20 protein-coding genes are annotated in these 18,712 nt (G+C 70.8%); 12 read left to right on the plus strand and 8 right to left on the minus strand.

Going from position 1 to position 18,712, the window contains the following annotated elements:
- Positions 1-32: 32 nt before the first annotated feature.
- The 3 genes from ABZX11_RS06060 (at position 33) to ABZX11_RS06070 (ending at position 2,780) form a co-directional block, all read left to right on the plus strand.
- Positions 33-941, plus strand: coding sequence for a Gfo/Idh/MocA family oxidoreductase (locus ABZX11_RS06060; protein ID WP_354910337.1), 909 nt, complete (start codon positions 33-35; stop codon positions 939-941).
- Positions 942-1,209: 268 nt separating this feature from the next.
- Positions 1,210-1,860, plus strand: a complete 651-nt coding sequence (locus ABZX11_RS06065; RefSeq protein WP_354910340.1) for a VanZ family protein — start codon at positions 1,210-1,212, stop codon at positions 1,858-1,860.
- A gap of 176 nt (positions 1,861-2,036) precedes the next feature.
- The gene (locus ABZX11_RS06070) at positions 2,037-2,780 is read left to right on the plus strand and encodes a GNAT family N-acetyltransferase (protein ID WP_354910342.1); all 744 of its coding nucleotides are present in this window, start codon (positions 2,037-2,039) and stop codon (positions 2,778-2,780) included.
- Here the strand turns inward: ABZX11_RS06070 and arfB are convergent.
- The 6 genes from arfB to ABZX11_RS06100 all read right to left on the minus strand — a co-directional run bounded on the left by arfB (position 2,777) and on the right by ABZX11_RS06100 (position 7,657).
- Entirely contained in the window at positions 2,777-3,193 is a 417-nt protein-coding gene (arfB, locus tag ABZX11_RS06075; protein ID WP_176178072.1) for an alternative ribosome rescue aminoacyl-tRNA hydrolase ArfB, read from the minus strand. The two genes, ABZX11_RS06070 and arfB, sit on opposite strands and share 4 nt — an antisense overlap.
- A gap of 48 nt (positions 3,194-3,241) precedes the next feature.
- On the minus strand, positions 3,242-4,312 hold the full coding sequence (purM, locus tag ABZX11_RS06080; RefSeq protein ID WP_176174136.1) for a phosphoribosylformylglycinamidine cyclo-ligase: 1,071 nt from the start codon (positions 4,310-4,312) through the stop codon (positions 3,242-3,244).
- Between the two features lie 28 nt (positions 4,313-4,340).
- A complete protein-coding gene (purF, locus tag ABZX11_RS06085; protein WP_176174135.1) occupies positions 4,341-5,867 on the minus strand; it encodes an amidophosphoribosyltransferase in 1,527 nt (508 codons plus the stop codon).
- 118 nt (positions 5,868-5,985) lie between these two features.
- Positions 5,986-6,291, minus strand: a complete 306-nt coding sequence (locus ABZX11_RS06090; protein ID WP_176174134.1) for a hypothetical protein — start codon at positions 6,289-6,291, stop codon at positions 5,986-5,988.
- Complete coding sequence (locus tag ABZX11_RS06095) at positions 6,278-6,517, minus strand: DUF397 domain-containing protein (RefSeq protein WP_354910346.1); 240 nt, start codon at positions 6,515-6,517, stop codon at positions 6,278-6,280. Before ABZX11_RS06095 ends, ABZX11_RS06090 begins: the two co-directional genes overlap by 14 nt.
- A gap of 261 nt (positions 6,518-6,778) precedes the next feature.
- The gene (locus tag ABZX11_RS06100) at positions 6,779-7,657 is read right to left on the minus strand and encodes a helix-turn-helix transcriptional regulator (protein WP_354910348.1); all 879 of its coding nucleotides are present in this window, start codon (positions 7,655-7,657) and stop codon (positions 6,779-6,781) included.
- A gap of 164 nt (positions 7,658-7,821) precedes the next feature.
- Here ABZX11_RS06100 and ABZX11_RS06105 point away from each other — a divergent pair, with 164 nt between their 5' ends.
- Positions 7,822-8,652 carry an SAM-dependent methyltransferase gene (locus ABZX11_RS06105; RefSeq protein ID WP_176174131.1) on the plus strand — a complete coding sequence of 277 codons (831 nt, stop codon included), beginning with the start codon at positions 7,822-7,824 and terminating at the stop codon, positions 8,650-8,652.
- A 25-nt stretch (positions 8,653-8,677) separates the two neighbouring features.
- Here the strand turns inward: ABZX11_RS06105 and ABZX11_RS06110 are convergent, their stop codons facing one another.
- Complete coding sequence (locus ABZX11_RS06110; protein ID WP_176174130.1) at positions 8,678-9,058, minus strand: sterol carrier family protein; 381 nt, start codon at positions 9,056-9,058, stop codon at positions 8,678-8,680.
- 56 nt (positions 9,059-9,114) lie between these two features.
- Between ABZX11_RS06110 and ABZX11_RS06115 the strand changes: the two genes are divergently transcribed.
- The 8 genes from ABZX11_RS06115 (at position 9,115) to ABZX11_RS06150 (ending at position 16,231) form a co-directional block, all read left to right on the plus strand.
- The gene (locus ABZX11_RS06115; RefSeq protein WP_176178071.1) at positions 9,115-9,819 is read left to right on the plus strand and encodes a type VII secretion system-associated protein; all 705 of its coding nucleotides are present in this window, start codon (positions 9,115-9,117) and stop codon (positions 9,817-9,819) included.
- A gap of 104 nt (positions 9,820-9,923) precedes the next feature.
- Positions 9,924-10,724, plus strand: a complete 801-nt coding sequence (locus ABZX11_RS06120) for a lysozyme (RefSeq protein WP_176174129.1) — start codon at positions 9,924-9,926, stop codon at positions 10,722-10,724.
- Between the two features lie 193 nt (positions 10,725-10,917).
- Positions 10,918-11,787, plus strand: coding sequence for a lysozyme (locus tag ABZX11_RS06125; protein ID WP_176174128.1), 870 nt, complete (start codon positions 10,918-10,920; stop codon positions 11,785-11,787).
- A gap of 174 nt (positions 11,788-11,961) precedes the next feature.
- Positions 11,962-12,888 (plus strand): hypothetical protein, encoded by a 927-nt coding sequence (locus ABZX11_RS06130; RefSeq protein WP_176174127.1) that lies wholly within the window; start codon positions 11,962-11,964, stop codon positions 12,886-12,888.
- 4 nt (positions 12,889-12,892) lie between these two features.
- Positions 12,893-13,960 (plus strand): pentapeptide repeat-containing protein, encoded by a 1,068-nt coding sequence (locus tag ABZX11_RS06135; protein ID WP_354910352.1) that lies wholly within the window; start codon positions 12,893-12,895, stop codon positions 13,958-13,960.
- A gap of 143 nt (positions 13,961-14,103) precedes the next feature.
- Positions 14,104-14,532, plus strand: a complete 429-nt coding sequence (locus ABZX11_RS06140) for a hypothetical protein (protein WP_354910354.1) — start codon at positions 14,104-14,106, stop codon at positions 14,530-14,532.
- 17 nt (positions 14,533-14,549) lie between these two features.
- Entirely contained in the window at positions 14,550-15,626 is a 1,077-nt protein-coding gene (locus ABZX11_RS06145; RefSeq protein ID WP_354910357.1) for a sensor histidine kinase, read from the plus strand.
- A complete protein-coding gene (locus ABZX11_RS06150) occupies positions 15,623-16,231 on the plus strand; it encodes a response regulator transcription factor (protein WP_176174124.1) in 609 nt (202 codons plus the stop codon). The genes ABZX11_RS06145 and ABZX11_RS06150 overlap by 4 nt, the downstream gene beginning before the upstream one ends.
- A 36-nt stretch (positions 16,232-16,267) precedes the next feature.
- Here ABZX11_RS06150 and purL read toward each other — a convergent pair whose 3' ends face one another.
- Complete coding sequence (gene purL / locus ABZX11_RS06155; RefSeq protein ID WP_354910473.1) at positions 16,268-18,550, minus strand: phosphoribosylformylglycinamidine synthase subunit PurL; 2,283 nt, start codon at positions 18,548-18,550, stop codon at positions 16,268-16,270.
- Positions 18,551-18,712 lie beyond the last annotated feature (162 nt).

An 18,712-nucleotide genomic window follows, 5' to 3' on the forward strand; every position in this document is an offset into this window, starting at 1 on the left:
GAGCGACGCGGGACACACCTAGACTGCGGGCCGTGGGACAGCTCATCGCGGACGGACAGCTGCGCGTCGGCCTGATCGGCGCCGGCCCGTGGGCGACGACGATCCACGCACCCGGACTGGCGGATCACCCCGGCACCGCGCTGACCGCCGTCTGGGCCCGGCGGCCAGAGGCTGCGCAAACGCTTGCGGAGACGCACTGCGCGACCACCGCCGGCAGCGTCGAGGAGCTGTTCGAGCAGGTCGACGCGGTCGCGTTCGCCGTCCCGCCGTCGATCCAGGCCGAACTGGGGGTGCGCGCGGCCGAGGCCGGGAAGCACCTGATCCTGGAGAAGCCGATCGCCGCGGACCTGGCGGGGGCGCAGCGGCTGGTCGACGCCGTCGCCGCCGCGGACGTGGCCGCGCTCGTCATGCTGACCCTGCGCTACTCCGCGCAGACGCAGGAGTGGCTCGCCGACCTCGCCAAGGCGGGCGGCTGGGCCGGCGGCGGCGCGCGCTGGCTCTCCGGCGCGCTGCTCGGCGGCCAGTACGCCGCCTCGGAGTGGCGGCAGGACGACGGCGGTGCCCTGTTCGACATCGGCCCGCACGCGCTGGACCTGCTGGACGCCGCGCTCGGCCCGATCACCGAGGTCGTGGCGGCCCGGCAGAGCCCCGGCGACCTCTGGCACCTGATGCTGGCGCACGACGGCGGCGTGATCAGCACGGCCACGCTCTCGCTGCGGCTGCCGGTGCAGCCGACCGTCGTCGAGGTCGCCGTCTGGGGCGAGCACGGTTACCGGACGCTCGGGCGCAAGCCGGGCTCGGCGCAGGAGTCCTACACCGCCCTGCTGGACGACTTCGCGGCGATGATCGCGAGCGGCACCACGACGCACCCCTGCGACGTCCGGCGCGGTCTGCACCTCCAGGCCCTCCTCGAGCAGGCGCGCGAGCTCGCCGCGAAGTAGTGCACAGGGCGGCTCACCGCCCTTTCCCTGCACCACAACGCTTCCCGACTTGTCCCCAGAAATCATCCACAGGGTTGTCCACAATCTCCATTGTGGACAGTGTGCCCCCTGACCGAACCACGGCCGGACAACCGGCGCCACCGGAAAGATCACCGAATAGTGCGGTCCGCTCGGAATGCCGAGCCGATCTTGCGGTGCGAAGGTGATCTTGCACGGGGTCGATTGCAGTGCGCACCGAAGATCTTGAGGGGTTCGAGAAGGGAGGCGCATGGGAGCTCTGCTGCGCGCTTTCTGGGGGATGATTCCGATTTCGGCCATCGCGCTGCCGTACGCGCTGCTCGGCTGGCCACTGGTCGCGGCGAGGCGCCGCCGGAGAATGGCCGCCCGCCGCGCGAGCGCGACAGCTGCCGTCGACTGCGCTGTCCTCCTCGTCGCCTTCCTGGTGTTTTGCCTGGTCATCATGCCTGTCGGCGGGTCCGCTGACAGCACGCTGGACCTGGTGCCGGGTGCGGACATCACGGCCGCGCTCGCCAGCGACGGATCACTCTGGCAGGTGATCGGCAACGTCCTGCTGCTCTGCCCGCTCGGCACGCTGCTCCCGCTGCGGATCCGCCGCCTGCGTTCGCTGCCGCGGATCGCGCTGGCCGCGTTGATCGCGTCCGTGCTGGTGGAGGGTACGCAATATCTGATCCACACCGGCCGCGTGACGTCCGCCGACGACGTCCTGCTCAACACGGCGGGCGCGACGCTCGGGGCCGCCCTCAGCCGGCGCGGCTGGCGGGCGCTGGACGTGGCACCGCCGGTGCCGATCCCGCTGCCGCGCCGCACCATCTGCGAAGCCCCGACGCGCACCCTGCGGGTGCCGAGATCGGTGTGGGACACCCGCTACGCGGCCATCGCGCACCCGGAACGCCGGTAATCCGGTTGCCGCCCGTGCGACCATGGGCGGGAAGAGCCACTTCGACTTCGAGGAATGACCGCCTATGCCTGGCGCCGTCTCCGGCGTCGGCCCCCGCTAGGCCCGACGCCCAGCGACCTGCCCGCAGGCCCGGTCCGCGGGCCGCGGTTCCTCGACGTGCTCTTCGAAAGGCTCACATGATCCAGGCATACGTCCGCGCGACGGCACCGCGCGGCCGGGAGACCGAACGGGTCGGCCCGTTCCTCGCCACCTATTCGCCGGACGACCACCCGATGCTCAACTACGCGATCCCGGACGACGGCGCGCAGCCGACGCCGGCCGAGATCGACGCGCTGACCGCGGCCTACCGGCGGCGGGGCCGGCTCCCGCGGCTGGAGTACTTCACCGAAGTCGCTCCCGGCCTGGAGGAACTGCTGGTCGAGGCGGGGTACGCGCTCGAACGGCGGGTGCCGCTGATGACGTGCACGCCGGCCGGGTTCGCCGACCACCCCGCGCCGAGCGGTTACGCCATCCGCGAACCGGAGTCCGGCGAGGACTACCGGCGGATGCGCTCGGCGCAGAACCGCGCCTACGGCGAACCGGCCGACGTCACCGAAGAAGAAGCCGAACGGGCGGAAAAAAGCAAAGCGGCGGGGGTCACCTCGGCGCTCGCCGAGGACCTGGCCACCGGCGAGATCGTCGGCGGTGGCGTGGCTCTCGAAATCGTCGACGGCACGACGGAGATCGCCGGCATCGGCGTGCTCGACACCCACCGCCACCGCGGGCTCGCCACCGCGCTGACAGCGTTCCTGACCAGGGACGCGTACGCGAAGGGCGCGCACACCGCGTTCCTGACCCCGGGTGATGCCGGGATCGCGCGGCTGTACGCCCGCGTCGGCTACCGGCCGGCGGGCGAGTGCGTGCACCTCTCGCTGGGTTAATCGTCGAAGCGGCCGGAGCGGCCCTTCTTGACGTCGCTCCGGCGCTTCTTCGACGCCAGGCGGCGCTCCTTCGAACCGCGGGACGGCTTCGTGGGGCGCCGCTTGGCGGGCGGCGGGGCCGAGGCGTCGAGCAGGAGGTTCGCCAGCCGGCCGCGCGCGGCTTCCCGGTTCTGCAGCTGGGACCGGTGTTCGCTGGCGGCGATCGTCAGGACGCCGTCGACCAGCCGCGAGCCGAGCCCGGACAGGACCCGGTCGCGCAGGTGCTCGGGGATGGACGGCGACGCGGCGACGTCGAAGGACAGCTCCACCCGCGAATCCGTGGTGTTCACGCCCTGGCCGCCCGGGCCGGACGACCGCGAAAAGCGCTCGCTCAGCTCGGCTCCCGGGATCGTGAACCGGGAGCCGACCACCACGTCTTCGGCTGCCACGCCCTCAAGTGTGACAGCCGGGCCAACCGGATATCAGAACCGCGGGTGGTCACCCGAGAGCACGGCGCGCGGGCCGTCGACGTCGCCGGCCGGCTGGACGTCGCCCAGCACCCACGCCGGGACGTGCCGCGCGGTCAGCATGGCCAGCGCCCGGTCGACGTCGTCGGCGCCGACGATCGCGACCATGCCGACACCCATGTTGAACGTCTTCTCCAGCTCGGCCCGCTCGACCTTGCCGCGCTGGCCGATCAGCGCGAACACCGGCGCCGGGGTCCAGGTGCCGCGGTCGAGCCGGGCGACCAGGCCACGCGGCATGACCCGGGCGAGGTTGGCCTCGAGGCCGCCGCCGGTGATGTGCGCGAACGTCCGGACCTCGGTCTCGGCCGCGAGCGCCAGGCAGTCCTTCGCGTAAATCCGCGTCGGCTCCAGCATCTCCTCGCCGAGGGTGCGGCCGAACTCCTCGACGTGCCCGCCGAGCGGCATCCGCGCGATGTCCAGCAGCACGTGCCGGGCCAGCGAGTAGCCGTTGGAGTGCAGGCCGGACGAGCCGAGGGCCAGCACGACGTCACCCGGGCGGACCTTCTCCGGCGAGAGCAGCTGGGACGCCTCGACCACGCCGACGCCGGTGGCCGACATGTCGTAGTCGTGCTCGCCCATCAGGCCCGGGTGCTCGGCGGTCTCACCGCCCAGCAGCGCGCAACCGGCCTGGACGCAGCCCTCGGCGATGCCGCCGACCAGCGCGGCGATCTTCTCTGGGTGCACCTTGCCGACGGCGATGTAGTCCTGCAGGAACAGCGGCTCGGCGCCGGTCACGACCAGGTCGTCGACGACCATGGCGACCAGGTCGATGCCGACCGTGTCGTGTTTGTCCAGCGCCTGCGCGACCGCGATCTTGGTGCCGACGCCGTCGGTCGAGGACGCGAGCACCGGCTCCTTCCACTTGTCGAGCTTCAGGGAGAAGAGCCCCGCGAAGCCGCCGACGCCACCCAGGACCTCGGGGCGCGTGGCCCGCTGGGCGTGCGGCTTGAGCAGCTCGACGGCTTGGTCGCCGGCGTCGATGCTGACCCCGGCGGCGGCGTACGTGGCGCTCGTGGACTCGCTCACGGTGGACGGACTCCCTACTGGAAGGAACTCAGGGACGCCGGACGGCGTCCTCGGCACCGTACCCGGCGGGGCTGACGGGGGTCGCCGCGCCATTGACCGCGTCGAGGCTTTCAAGCAGGTGCTTTCCGATCAGCGCGTCCTCCGGCAGCGGGATCGGGTACTCGCCGGAGAAGCACGCAGTGCACAGCCGCGACTTCGGCTGCTCCGCCGCCGCGACCAGGCCGTCCAGGGAGATGTAGCCCAGCGAATCGGCCCCGATCGAGCGGCGGATGCCGTCGAGGTCGACGCCGTTCGCGACCAGCTCGGCCCGCGAGGCGAAGTCGATGCCGTAGAAGCACGGCCAGCGCACCGGCGGCGAAGCGATCCGGACGTGCACCTCGAGCGCGCCGGCCTCCCGCAGCATGCGGACGAGCGCGCGCTGGGTGTTGCCGCGGACGATCGAGTCGTCCACCACGACCAGGCGCTTGCCGCGGATGACGTCCCGCAGCGGGTTCAGCTTGAGCCGGATGCCCAGCTGGCGGATGGTCTGCGACGGCTGGATGAACGTGCGCCCGACGTAGGCGTTCTTCACCAGGCCGGTGCCGTACGGGATGCCCGAGCCCTGGGCGTACCCGATCGCGGCCGGGGTGCCCGACTCCGGCACCGGCATCACCAGGTCGGCTTCGACCGGCTGCTCGGCGGCGAGCCGGCGGCCGATCTCGACGCGGGTGGCGTGCACGCCGCGGCCGGCGATCGTGGTGTCCGGGCGGGCGAGGTAGACGTACTCGAAGACGCAGCCCTTGGGGTCCGGGTTCGCGAACCGCGAGGAGCGCAGGCCCGCGGCGTCGATCGCGATCAGCTCGCCGGGCTCGACCTCGCGGACGAAGGACGCGCCGACGATGTCGAGGCCGGCCGTCTCGCTGGAGACGACCCAGCCGCGCTCGAGCCGGCCGAGCACCAGCGGGTGCACGCCGTGCGGGTCACGCGCTGCGTACAGCGTGTTCTCGTCGGAGAACACCAGGCAGAAGGCACCCTTGAGGGTGGGCAGCAGCTCCATGGCCGCGGCCTCGATGCCCTTGTCGGCGGCGTTCGCGGCGAGCAGGCCGCAGATCAGGTCGGAGTCGCTGGACGAGCCGGTCAGGCCCGCGTGCGGCTTCAACCCCGCTTCGATGGTGCGTTCGCGCAGCTCGGCCGTGTTGACGAGGTTGCCGTTGTGCGCGAAGGAGAGGCCGCTGCCGGTCTCGGTGGTGCGGAAGATCGGCTGGGCGTTCTCCCAGATCGTCGCGCCGGTGGTCGAGTACCGGCAGTGCCCGACGGCGATGTGGCCCTGCAGCGACTGCAGGATCTGCTCGTCGAACACCTGGCTGACCAGGCCGAGGTCCTTGAAGACCACGATCTGCGAGCCGTCGGAGACGGAGATGCCGGCGGCCTCCTGGCCCCGGTGCTGCAGGGCGTAGAGGCCGTAGTAGGTCAGCTTCGCGACTTCTTCCCCGGGAGCCCAGACGCCGAAGACGCCACACTCCTCACGGGGTTCCGGTTCGGGCTGGTCGGACACGAGCTGCGGGTCGGAAACCACCGAGGAGCTCCTGGGAAGACGTGGTCAGGCCGATTTCAGTGTAAACGGTGCGGACATGCGTCAGGCCCCGGCCGACGTGGTTCTGACCACTTCGGACGGGGCCTGCAAGCCTGAACGTCTAGCACGCGTCCGGCAGCGAGAGGATCTCCGCCAGCACCTGCGCGCCTTCTCCGCGGCGGCGCCACAGCCACCGCTCCGGCTCGAAGATGTTCTCTTCGGAGCCGGGCATCCTGGTCGCCTCGACGTCGTCCTCGGCGTTGAGCCGGACCACGTCCACCACGTCGTCGTGCACCCGCACGCCGACGACGGCGAGGACCTCGCCGCGCTCGTCGGCGGGGTGGACGAACTGGTAGCCGCGGGCCACCAGTTCCTGGAGTCCGGTTTCGATGTCGAAGACGGGGGCGACGGCCTCAGCCGAGGACATCGTCGAATTCACCGTCCTTCGCGCCCGCCAGGAACGCCGCCATTTCGGCGCGCGTGTAGACGAGGGCGGGGCCGGTCGGGAACCGCGAGTTGCGCATCGCGATCTCCCCGCTGGTCAGCGGCGCGACCTCCACGCAGTTGCCGTACGCACCGCTGTAGCTCGCCTTGCGCCACTGGGCACCGGACAGCCGATCGGCCGGGATGCCGTTCTCGAATCGCTCAGCCATGTTCCCACCTCTCGATGCGGAAATCTCTGAGGGGCCAATGCAGATGCATGTGCATTTGCCCGCGTATCGGAGGCTAGCACGTGTGAGTGCAACGGTAAATGCACGTGCAGAATTTCTTGCAAAGTTCTCGGACGGTAAAGAACTGCACGGTCGCCGTTAACCTATTGGGTGACGGACAGGTCCTCGTTCGGCCTAACGACTACCGAACGTCACAGATCATCTGGTGCGTCGGCGCCCCGGTCCCGAGGTCAGAGGCGGGTTCTAGATCTCTTGGCGGCGCTTCCCGAGCATCGCCCGGCTGCGCTCGGGCGTCTCCGCGTCGACCGCCAGCATGTCCAGCGCGCGGCTGTACTTTTCGATCTCTTCGCGCTTTTCGATGTAGTGCGCGCCGGTCATGTACTCGACGTAGGCGATGTTCGGCAGTTCCGGTTCACCGAACCGCAGCAGCGAAAACGCGTGTTCCGCGGAAAGGCCGCTGCGGCTGAACGGCAGGATCTGGATCGACACGTGCGGCAGCGCGCTCATCTCGAGCAGGTATTCGATCTGCTGCTTGAGGACCTTCATCCCGCCGATCGGGCGGTGGAGCACCGACTCGTCGAGCACCATCCACACGCGCGGCGCGTCCGGCCTGCTGAACATCTTCTGCCGCCGCATCCGCAGCGCGACCAGCTGGTCGACCCGCTCGTCGGCCATTTCGGAGCGGCCGTGGCTGAAGATCGCCCGCGCGTACGGCTCGATCTGGAGCAGGCCCGACACGTAGAGCGGCTCCCAGATCTGGATTCGCGCGGCGGCTTCTTCGAGGCCGACGAGGTCGGTGAACCAGTTGGGCATCGTGTCGCCGAACCGCCGCCACCAGCCCGGCTCGTTCGACTGCTTGACCATGTCGAGGAACGCCTTGCGCTCCGTCGGGTCGTCGACGCCGTACATCGTGAGCAGGTCGGTGACGTCGCGTTCCTTGAACCCGACCCGGCCCAGTTCCAGCCGGCTGATCTTCGACTCGGACCCGCGGATGTTGTACCCGGCCTGCTGGCGGGTGATGCCGGCCTCTTCACGGAGGCGGCGCAGCTGCGAGCCGAGGATCATGCGGCGCGCCGTGGGACCGATGTTCTGTTCACCTGCGGACGCGTTCACCGCGTTCATTCCCGGCCCTTCCGCGCTCACGTCACCAGGGGGTCCTAGCCCGACTACCGAAAGTACACGTTGCGCCTTCTTGCGCAAAGGGGTGACCCGGTTTACCCCATGCGCGCGTCGTCCTACTGTACGTAGAGCACGAGACTTACAACACACAACTTGCGAGGTTCACCATGCCGGACGCCGCGACGACCGAACGAGTACCCGTCGGGGTCGATCCGACCCGGGCCAGCATCGCGCGCGTCTACGACGCCTTCCTGCTCGGGAAGGACAACTACGAGATCGACCGGCAAGTGCTGGCGCAGGTTCAGAAGGCCGCCCCGGAGGCGCAGGACCTCGCGTTCGAGAACCGCGGTTTCCTCATCCGCGTCTGCCGGTTCCTCGCCGGCCAGACCGGCATCACCCAGTTCCTCGACCTCGGCTCCGGCCTCCCGACGGCGGAGAACACCCACCAGGTCGTCCAGCGGATCAACCCCGAAACCAAGGTCGTCTACGTCGACAACGACCCGGTCGTCCTCGCGCACGGGCGGGCGCTGCTCGAAGAGAACGAGCACACGCACTTCGTCGCCGAAGACATCTTCGAGCCGCAGAAGATCCTCGAGAACGAGATCGTCCGCCAGCACATCGACTTCAGCCAGCCGCTGGTCCTCCTGCAGATGGGCACCCTGCACCACTACAACGGCGACCACGACCGGCCGGCCGAGATCATGCGGGAGTACGTCGACGCGCTGCCGTCCGGCTCGTTCGTCGGGCTCAGCCACTTCTTCGACCCGCAGGACGAGGACTCCGCCACCGCGCGCCGCATGGAGGACTTCTTCGTGCACAGCCCGATGGGTTCGGGCACGTTCCGGACGCAGAAGGAGATCGAAGACCTGTTCCCGGGCCTGGAAATGGTCCCGCCGGGCGTCGTCCGGTGCGCGGACTGGTGGCCGGACGGGCCGCGGCTCAAGGAGCTCAACGTCGCCCAGCGGACCATCGCCGGCGGCGTCGGCCGCAAGCCGTAGGGCAGTCGCCGGTCCCCACCGGCTGTCAGACGCGCAGCAGCGGCAACCAGTGCGAAAGATCGGCCCGGGTGCCCGAGGCGGACACCCGGCCGTCGGCCACCGCCGTGGTCCAGTCCAGTCGCCCGGTGGCCAGCTCGAGCCACGTCCGCGGGTCCGTTTCGATCACGTTCGGCGGCGTGCCGCGGGTGTGCCGCGGCCCCTCCACGCACTGCACCGCGGCGAAGGGCGGCACCCGGACCTCGACCGTCCGGCCCGGCGCGTCGGCCGCCAGCGCGCGCAGCGACAGCCGGACCGCCGCAGCCAGTTCCGGGCGTGCCGGATCGGGCGCATCCCCCTGCAGCCACGGCGAAATCGCCAGCACCGCGGCACGTAACTGTCCGGGGTCGACCGAACGCGAAGAGGCCATGGGCAAACAGTAGAGTGGCGCACCAAGACTTGGCAGGCACACCCGAGAACGTGGGGATGACGATGGCGCAGCGGGACGAGGCGGATCGGATGGTTTCGCAGCAGCCCACCGGAAGCGGAGCCGATCGCCCCGGCAGGCACGGCAAGCACAACCGGGCCGCGCGGCGCGAAGGGCAGCAGGCGCGGCGCACCGGCAAGCACGGCACGCCCGAGATCACCGCGGAGATGCGCGCGAACGCCCGCGCGAACCCCAACAGCTGGCTGTACGTCATCGACGAAGCCTTCGACCCGAACGGCCCGGTGCCGTCGTGGGCGGTCGTCGGCGCGTACCCGGTGAACGGCGCCGGTGACGTCGTCGCCGACTTCCACCCCAACGACCGCTACCGGCCCTCGCCGAAGGCGCTCGGCTTCCCGGACCCGGCCACCGACCTCGAGCACCTGCTGCAGCTGGTGCGCACCGAGCACCGGCCGCCGTCGGACCTGCCGAAGGCGGTCCTCGACGCGACGCTGTTCGTCTACGCGATGTCGCCGGTGCAGCGGACCGTCATCGGCTTCCACAACACCGACGGCCGGGTCATGGTGCCCGCCTACACCCGCAAGGCGCTGGTGCCGCGGGAGTGGCCGCACGCGCGGGCCGTGGTCGGCCGCGACATCGTCGACCTGCTCGGCGGGCACCCGGTCGCGATCAATCCGCACGACCTCGTCACCGCCGTCGTGCCGGCCGAGCACCTGCTGAAGGCCCTCGCCGACGAGCGGCGCTGACCTGCGGGTTCAACCCCATCGAGTGATCATCGACTCGCCGATTCGGCGACGCCGGTGCATCGTGAGGCTGAAGAAGTCTGACGAGATCGGTGGGGAGCAAGAGGGTGAAACGACGTTCGCTGCCCTTCGCCGCCGTCCTCGCGTCCGTCCTGCTCCTGGGCGGGCAGACGCCGGCGAAGGCCGCCGACCCCTACGCCGGCGCGGAGGACCACTACGCGGGTTCGCAGATCGCCGCGGTCGAGGGCGTCGGCGAGGTTCCCGACGTGCTGTACGGCGGGGACGACCAGCAGCTCGGGCACGACGTGAGCGGGCACCAGGGTCCGGTCGACTGGCCCGGCGCCGCCGGAGCGGGCGCGAAGTTCGTCTACGTCAAGGCGACCGAGGGCACCGGGTTCGTGAACCCGCAGTTCGCGCAGCAGTACAACGGCTCGTACCAGGTGGGCCTGATCCGCGGCGCCTACCACTTCGCGCGGCCCGACATCTCCGACGGCGCTTCGCAGGCCCGGTACTTCCTCGCCCACGGCGGCGGCTGGTCGGCCGACGGCAAGACCCTGCCCGGCGCACTCGACGCGGAGTACAACCCGTACGGCGAAACCTGTTACGGCAAGGACGCCGCCGGCATGGTCGCCTGGATCCGCGCGTTCTCCGACACCTACCGGGCGGCGACCGGCCGGTACCCGACGATCTACACGTCGACGAGCTGGTGGAAGCGCTGCACCGCGAACAACGGCGGTTTCGGCGCGAACCCGCTCTGGATCGCGCGCTACAACACCTTCATCGGCGAACTGCCCGCCGGCTGGAACAGCCACACGATCTGGCAGTTCGCCGACCGCGGCACGCTGCCCGGCGACCAGAACTGGTTCAACGGCCCGGCGGACCGGCTGCTGGCCCTGGCGCTGGGCTGAACGGCGCAACTGTCCAATAATAGGTGTTAACTCGTCACCCATTAACGATCTTCTTCCAGGGAAAATCACCCACACGTATACCCAATTTCACGGAAGTGAGTGACAAACGCCACTTCGTCCCTAACAATCGTGCTCGGGCGGCTACCTGCAAGTAAGCCGCCTGTCGCGAGGGTTTCCGTGAAGGGATTCAACGATGTCCACCTCCCGAAGAGGGCGGCTGTTCGCTGCCCTGGTCGTCCCGGCCACGCTGCTCCTGCTCGGCAGCACGGCGCAGGCGGCGACCATCTCCCCCGAAGTCGACCCCGTGGCCGCGATCAACGCGGACATCGCGCAGAACAACCACGAACTGGGGTCCCAGATCCGGCGCGTCGAAGGCGACAAGTCGACTCCGGACTCGCAGAAGGCGGCGCAGCAGCCGCAACCCGGCCAGGCCATCCCGGGCCAGGTGCTGGCCACCGTGGCCGGCATGGACGTCGCCAGCTACCAGGGCAACGTCGACTGGGCGAACTGGTGGAACCAGGGCAAGCGGTTCGTCTGGACCAAAGCCACGGAGAGCACCAGCTACACCAACCCGTACTTCGCCCAGCAGTACAACGGCTCCTACAACCAGGGCTTCATCCGCGGCGCCTACCACTTCGCCACGCCGAACACCGCGAGCGGCGCGGCGCAGGCCCGCTACTTCGTCGCCCACGGCGGTGGCTGGTCGAAGGACGGCAAGACCCTGCCCGGCGCGCTGGACATGGAGTACAACCCGTACGGCGCGACCTGCTACGGGCTGAGCAAGGCCGGGATGACGTCGTGGATCCTCGACTTCCACGACACCTACCACTCGCTGACCGGCCGCTACCCGGTGATCTACACGTCGCAGAGCTGGTGGAGCAGCTGCGTGAGCGGTGACTTCTCCAGCACCGCCCCGCTGTGGGTCGCCCGCTACGCGTCGTCGGTCGGCACGCTGCCCTACAACTGGGGCTACTACACCGTCTGGCAGTACACCTCGAGCCCGCTCGACCAGGACACCTTCAACGGTGCCTACGACCGGCTCCAGGCCCTCGCCAACGGCTGATCCACCCCCACGGCTCCCGGATCGTGACGGCTTCGCGTCATCACGATCCGGGAGCCGGTTTCATGCCGTACCGTCCGAGCTTGCAGAATGCTGCAGCAACGTCCTGGGGGAACCGCACGCCGCCACCGGACGTCGGAAGCGCACGAACAGCCAGCGCCCGGAAGGCATGAACAGATGACTTACCCGCCTCAGCCGGGCCAGCCCGGCCAGCCCGACCCCTACGGCCAGCCCAACCCGTACGGCCAGCCACCGTCCGGGGGCTTCCCGCAGCAGGGCGGGTGGGACCCGAACCAGCAGCAACAGCAGCAGCCGTACCCGACGCAGCAGTACCCGCAGGGCTGGGACCCGAGCCAGCAGCAGGGCTACCCGCCGCCGTCCGGTGGCTTCCCGGCCAACCCGCAGCCGGCCTGGGGCGACCCGTACGCCCAGCAGCAACAGCAGCAGTCGGCGTGGGCGGACCCGAACGCGCAGCAGTACGGCCAGCAGGCCTGGGACCCGAACGCGGGCGGCCAGGTGTCCGGCTGGGACCCGGCGACCGGCGGCTACTCGCAGGGCTTCGGCGGGCCGCCCGCGCCGCCGAAGAAGAGCAAGACCGGGATGTGGATCGCCATCGGCGCCGCCGTGGTGGTCGTGCTGGCCCTGGTGGGGGTCACCGGTTTCGTCGCACCCGGGTTCTTCCTCTCGAAGGACGACACGAACACGGCCGCGGCCCCGTCGTCGAGCACGTCGGCCAAGCCGTCCACGTCGAAGCCGACGTCCAAGAAGCCGACGACGTCGGCCTCGCAGCCGCCGTCCGACGGCGGGGGCGGCGCTTCGGACGCGAAGGCCGTGCTGCAGGGCTTCATCGACAAGCTGAACGCGGGCGACAACACCGGCGCCGTCGCGCTGGGCTGCGCCGACTCGAAGCAGCTGCTCAGCTCGTGGCTCGAGACGTTCCTCAAGCCGCCGCTGCAGTTGCAGCTCGGTGACGTGCCCGCCGACAAGTACCTGGTCGAGGGCGAGGTCACCGGGACGTCCGCCGGCAAGCCGGTCAAGGGCACGCTGAGCGCGACGAACTTCGACAAAAAGGGCTTCTGCGTCAGCACGATGCTGGTTTCGTGACGCGTTGAAGCTGTGGCGATCACCGCTGGCCTGGACGTTCCTGGCGTCGGTGGTGTTGCTGCTCGGGGTCGGCGGCTGGCTGCTGGCCGACCCCGCCACCAGCCGCAGTGAGGCGCTGAAGACGGGCGGCCTGGCGGGCGGCGCGGTCGTGGCGCTGTACGCGTTGTGGCTGAACGACCGCCGCCGCCGGGTCGAGGAGCGACGGCAGGACATCGAGCGGCGGCGGCACGAACTCGAGGCGCAGCGCGCGGAACAGGACCGCGAGCGGGTCGCCGACGAGCGGTTCGCCAAGTCGGTCGAGCTGCTCGGGCACGACGCCGACCAGGTGCGCGTGGGGGCGCTGCACGCGCTGGCGGGGCTGGCGAGGAGCAGGCCGGACTACACGCAGACGGTGCTGGACGTGCTGTGCTCGTACCTGCGGCGGCCGTTCGAGCATCCCGGATCCCCGTCGGACGATCCCGAACTGGACCGCGAACTGACGGTCCGGCTCACAGCGCAGCGGCTGGTGTCCGACCTGCTCCCGGCGCGCGACGCCGACGCCGTGGCCTACGACCTCGACCTGACCGGCGCCCACCTCGAGTACCTCAACCTGGCCGGCAAGCTGATCGGCGGCCTGCTGCTGCGGTACGCGTCGCTGCGCAGCACCACGAACCTCAGCGGCTGCCGCTTCACGGGCGGGGTCTACTTCACCGCCGCGGGCACCACAACCGGCCGCCAGGTGGGCTACTTCCGTTGCCGCGGCGCGGTTTTCGAGAGCCGCGCGTGGTTCAGCGGGACGAAGTTCGCCGAGAGCGTGGACTTCACCGGGACGACCTTCGCCGGCCCGGCGAACTTCAAGGACGCGAAGTTCGCCGAGGACGCCGATTTCACCGACGTGGTCGTCACCGAGTCGCTCGACCTGCGGCGCACGTCCTTCCTCGGGCACGCCGACCTGCGGTTCGCTTCGCTGCCGGAGTCGGTCTCGCTCTACAACACGCTGGTGCGGACGGAGAAGGACGTGCGGCTGCCGGAAGCGTGGGCGCAGGAAGTGCTGCCCGACGGGAAAGCGCGGGTCGTCGCCAAGGCGGGCTGAGCAGCCCCCGGTTTCCACGCTACCGGAGGGGACCGACGGTTCCCGGGGGTGCGGGCCGGGTGTCCGGCTTCTGACAGATGTCACGACGAAGCTGTGGACAACGTCGCTACCAGCGGAAACGCCGGTCGATCAGGATTCTGGGCATGACGAAGCAGACCAGCCCGACCGTGACCGTGACCGACTCCGATGCCCGCGAGAAGTTGCACATCGCCAAGACCCTGCTCGGCGGTTACGCGGCCGTGAGCCTCCTGACCTTCCTGGCGATCGTGGTGTTCAGCGGCAATCCCGACGTCGTCACCGACGCCGTGTGGATCCGCGGCTCGATCCTCGCCGTCGCCGCGCCGGTCACCTTCGCGCTCGGCGTCTCCATGGCCAGGGGTTCGCGGGGCAACTACCGCCGGGTGCGGATCATCACGACGGCCCAGGTGGTGGCCATCCTCGTCATCGAGGCCATCCCCGGCTCCTTCCCGGTCTGGTTCAAGATCGCGAACGGGGTGTGCCTGGCGCTGCTGATCATCGTCGTCCTGCTGACCTTCGCGCGGGCCGTGCGCGCCACCTTCGCGGCCCAGTGAGCGGTACCGTCACCGGCGTGGACGACCTGCGGGGCCTGGACGAACGGCGCCGGCTGCTGCTCTCCCTCGGCATGCTCTGCTACCCGTTCCTGGCGGCGGCGGGCCTCACCCAGTACGCGCGCGGCGCCGGCCTCGTCGCCGGGTACCTGCTGCTGGCCGCCGTCTCCGGCTGCTACCTGGCCATCGTGGTCGCCTCGATGCGCTCCGCGTGGCGGGTCTACTGGGGACTGCTGGCGGCGATGACGGTGCTGGCCGTGCTGGTCGCGCCCCTGGCCCACGAGTACGTGCTGATCCTGGTCGCGGTGATCGTGCCGTCGGCAGCGACGCGCGTCGGCGTCCGGGCGGCGGTGGCGCTCGTGGCGCTGGGCGCCGCGGCTTGCGTGCTGGTGCCGCTGGCGGTGCCCGGCTGGAGCACCGGCCCGAGCTGGTACTACGCCGTGGCCGTCGTGTTCACGACGCTGCTGGTGCACGCCTTCAGCCGCACCGCGACGGCCAACCAGGAGCTGCGCGAAGCCAGGGCCGAGGTGGCCCGGCTGGCCTCCGAAGCCGAGCGCAACCGGATCGCCCGCGACCTGCACGACCTGCTCGGCCACTCGCTCACCGCGATCACCGTGAAGAGCACCCTGGCCCGTCGGCTCGCCGTCGGCGCCCCGCCCGCGGCACTGGCCGAAATGGAATCCGTGGAGCAGCTGTCCCGGCAGGCGCTGGCCGACGTGCGGGCGGCGGTGTCCGGGTACCGCGAGGTCACGCTGGCCGGCGAGCTCGCGCGCGGCCGGGAGCTGCTGCGCGCGGCGGGGGTGGTCGCCGACCTGCCCACCGCCCACGACGGCGTGCCGCAGGAGCGGCAGGAACTGTTCGGCTGGGTGGTCCGGGAAGGGTTGACGAACGTGGTGCGACACGCACGCGCCGGCCGGTGCACGGTGGAGCTGACCGCGTCCTCGGTGGAGGTGCGCGACGACGGGACCGGCGGTCCGGCCGGCCCGGGGTCCGGGCTGGACGGCCTGCGCGCCCGGGTGGCCGCGGCCGGTGGCGTGCTGACCGCCGGGCCCACGCAGCCGCACGGCTGGTCCCTGCGGGTGGAGGCGCCGGCATGACGATCAGGCTGCTGCTCGCCGACGACCAGGAGCTGATCCGGCAGGCCCTGCGCGCTTTGCTCGACCTCGAACCGGACTTCGAGGTGGTGGCCTCGGTCGGCCGCGGCGACGAGGTGACGGCCGCGGCGCTGGCGCACCGCCCGGACGTGGCGCTGCTGGACATCGACATGCCCGGGTTGGACGGTCTCGCGGCCGCCGCCGTGCTCACCGCCCAGGTGCCCGGGTGCCGGGTGGTCATCCTGACCACCTTCGGCCGCACCGGTTACCTGCGCCGGGCCATGGAGGCGGGTGCCGTCGGGTTCGTCGTGAAGGACGCCCCGGCCGACACGCTCGCCGACGCCATCCGGCGGGTGGCGGCCGGCGACCGGGTGGTGGACCCGGCTCTCGCCGCCGCGACGCTGGCGGCGGGCGAGTCGCCGCTCACCGCCCGCGAACGCGACGTGCTCATCGCGGCCCGCTCCGGCGCGACCGTGGCCGAGATCGCGGCCCGGCTGTACCTCGCCGAGGGCACCGTGCGGAACTACCTGTCCGGGGCGACGACGAAGACCGGCACCCGCAACCGGATGGAGGCGCTGCGGGTGGCCGACGAGCGCGGCTGGCTGTGACCCCGGCCCGGTCGTGGCCCGGGCCGGGATCCGCCGTCAGTCGAACAGGGCCGGGAGGGTGCTCTCCCAGGCTCCGCGCAGCTCGTCGAGGGTGAACTCGGTGATGCCCTGCAGCTCCAGCGTGCCGGACTCCGGGTCGACCACGCCGGTCTTGCGCCACGGGAGGCCGCGCGCGGTGCACATCTCGGTGAAGCGGAGCTCTTCGGTGCGCGGGACGGCCACCAGCACGCGGCCCGCGGACTCGGAGAACAGCTGCACGAACGGGTCCTGGCCGTCGTCGAGGAACACCCGGGCGCCGCACTGTCCGATGAGGACAGTCTCGACCAGTGTCTGGATCAGGCCGCCGTCCGACAGGTCGTGCGCCGCCGAGATCATGCCGTCGCGGGAGCCCGCCACCATGATCTCGCCCAGCAGCTTCTCGCGGGCCAGGTCGACCTTCGGCGGGACGCCGCCGAGGTGGCCGTGCAGCTCGCGGGCCCACGCCGAGCCGTCCAGCTCGTCGTGCGTTTCGCCCAGCAGCAGCAGGGTTTCGCCGGCCTCCGCGCCGATGCCGGTCGGGATGCGGCGGGTGACGTCGTCGATCACGCCGAGGACGCCGATCACCGGCGTCGGCAGGATCGCCGTGTCACCGGTCTGGTTGAAGAAGCTGACGTTGCCGCCGGTGACCGGGATGCCGAGCTCGACGCAGCCGTCCGCGAGGCCGTGCACGGCCTGCTCGAACTGCCACATCACGCCCGGGTCGGTGGGGGCGCCGAAGTTCAGGCAGTCCGACACCGCGACCGGCGTCGCGCCGCCGGTGGCCACGTTGCGGTACGCCTCCGCCAGCGCGAGCTGCGCGCCGCGGTACGGGTCGAGGTAGACGAACTTGCTGTTGCAGTCGGTCGCCACCGAGACGCCGCGGCCGGTCGACTCGTCGATCCGGATCATGCCCGAGTCCGACGGCTGCGCCAGCACGGAGTTCCCGCGCACGTACCGGTCGTACTGCGACGTCACCCATTCCTTCGACGCCTGGTTCGGCGCGGAGATGAGCTTGAGGACGTCGGCGCGCAGTTCGTCCGGAGTGGACGGACGCGGCAGCTTCGCCGAGGTGTCCGCGATCAGCGCGTCCTGAGTGGACGGTCGTTCGATCGGCCGGTCGTACACCGGGCCCTGGTGGGCGACCGTGTGCGCCGGGACGTCGACGACGACCTCGTCGTGCCAGGTGATGACCAGGTGCTCGCCGTCGGTGACCTCGCCGATGTCGGTGGCGATGACGTCCCACTTGCGGCAGACGGCCATGAACGCCTCGACGTTCTCCGGCGAGACGACCGCGCACATGCGCTCCTGCGACTCGCTGGAGAGCACCTCGGCGGGCGTCATCCCCGTGGCGCGCAAGGGAACGCGGTCGAGGTAGATGTGCATGCCGCCGTCGCCGGCCGCGGCCAGCTCCGACGTCGCGCAGGACAGCCCGGCGCCGCCGAGGTCCTGGATGCCGACGACGAGCTTCTGGGCGAACAGTTCGAGGCAGCACTCGATGAGCACCTTCTCGGTGAACGGGTCGCCGACCTGCACGCTCGGCAGCTTCTTGCGGCCGGACGCCGACTCGTCACCCGAAAAGGTGTCACTCGCCAGGACGGAAACACCGCCGATGCCGTCGAGGCCGGTGCGCGCGCCGAACAGGATGATCTTGTTGCCGGTGCCGGACGCGAAGGCGAGGTGCAGGTCCTCGACGCGCATCGCGCCGACGCAGAGGGCGTTGACCAGCGGGTTGCCCGAGTAGGACGGGTCGAAGACCAGCTCGCCGCCGATGTTCGGCAGGCCGAGGCAGTTGCCGTACCCGCCGACGCCGGCGACCACACCGGGCAGCACGCGCTTGGTGTCGGGCGCGTCGGCCGGGCCGAAGCGCAGCGCGTCGGCGACCGCGAGCGGCCGGGCACCCATGGCCATGATGTCCCGCACGATGCCGCCGACCCCGGTCGCGGCGCCCTGGTACGGCTCCACATAGGACGGGTGGTTGTGGCTCTCGACCTTGAAGGTGACGGCCCAGCCCTCGCCGATGTCGACGACGCCGGCGTTCTCCCCGATGCCGGCCAGCATCTTGGCCTTCATCTCGTCGGTGGCGGTCTCCCCGAAGTAGCGGAGGTGCTTCTTGGAGGACTTGTACGAGCAGTGCTCGCTCCACATGACCGAGTACATGGCCAGCTCCGCATCGGTGGGCCGGCGGCCGAGGATCGCCCGGATCCGGGCGTACTCGTCGTCGGCGAGGCCCAGTTCGCGGTAGGGCTGGCTGTGGTCCGGGGTCGCCCCGGCGCGCTCGGTGGTGTCAACGGTGCTGGTCACGGTGTCCGTGTCAGGGTTCGCCACGGCCGCCAGGATACGTGCCGCCCGGTGGTGCCCCGGACGGTGGGCCGCCCGAACCGGGCTGCCCCGTCGACGGTGTGACCGAGGCGACATCCGGGCCGCCGGAGCGACTCCGGAAGGTGGGGACAACTCCGGTGCGGC

The sequence above is a fragment of the Amycolatopsis sp. NPDC004169 genome (assembly GCF_040610315.1).
Classification (GTDB): domain Bacteria; phylum Actinomycetota; class Actinomycetes; order Mycobacteriales; family Pseudonocardiaceae; genus Amycolatopsis.

What these genes read in the sequence shown, in the direction of transcription:
- ABZX11_RS06065 (WP_354910340.1), top strand. Translation starts at nt 1,210, where the DNA reads ATGGGAGCTCTGCTGCGCGCTTTCTGGGGGATGATTCCGATTTCGGCC.
- ABZX11_RS06070 (WP_354910342.1), top strand. Translation starts at nt 2,037, where the DNA reads ATGATCCAGGCATACGTCCGCGCGACGGCACCGCGCGGCCGGGAGACC.
- ABZX11_RS06090 (WP_176174134.1), bottom strand. Translation starts at nt 6,291, where the DNA reads ATGTCCTCGGCTGAGGCCGTCGCCCCCGTCTTCGACATCGAAACCGGA.
- ABZX11_RS06095 (WP_354910346.1), bottom strand. Translation starts at nt 6,517, where the DNA reads ATGGCTGAGCGATTCGAGAACGGCATCCCGGCCGATCGGCTGTCCGGT.
- ABZX11_RS06100 (WP_354910348.1), bottom strand. Translation starts at nt 7,657, where the DNA reads ATGAACGCGGTGAACGCGTCCGCAGGTGAACAGAACATCGGTCCCACG.
- ABZX11_RS06105 (WP_176174131.1), top strand. Translation starts at nt 7,822, where the DNA reads ATGCCGGACGCCGCGACGACCGAACGAGTACCCGTCGGGGTCGATCCG.
- ABZX11_RS06110 (WP_176174130.1), bottom strand. Translation starts at nt 9,058, where the DNA reads ATGGCCTCTTCGCGTTCGGTCGACCCCGGACAGTTACGTGCCGCGGTG.
- ABZX11_RS06115 (WP_176178071.1), top strand. Translation starts at nt 9,115, where the DNA reads ATGACGATGGCGCAGCGGGACGAGGCGGATCGGATGGTTTCGCAGCAG.
- ABZX11_RS06125 (WP_176174128.1), top strand. Translation starts at nt 10,918, where the DNA reads ATGTCCACCTCCCGAAGAGGGCGGCTGTTCGCTGCCCTGGTCGTCCCG.
- ABZX11_RS06130 (WP_176174127.1), top strand. Translation starts at nt 11,962, where the DNA reads ATGACTTACCCGCCTCAGCCGGGCCAGCCCGGCCAGCCCGACCCCTAC.
- ABZX11_RS06140 (WP_354910354.1), top strand. Translation starts at nt 14,104, where the DNA reads ATGACGAAGCAGACCAGCCCGACCGTGACCGTGACCGACTCCGATGCC.
- ABZX11_RS06150 (WP_176174124.1), top strand. Translation starts at nt 15,623, where the DNA reads ATGACGATCAGGCTGCTGCTCGCCGACGACCAGGAGCTGATCCGGCAG.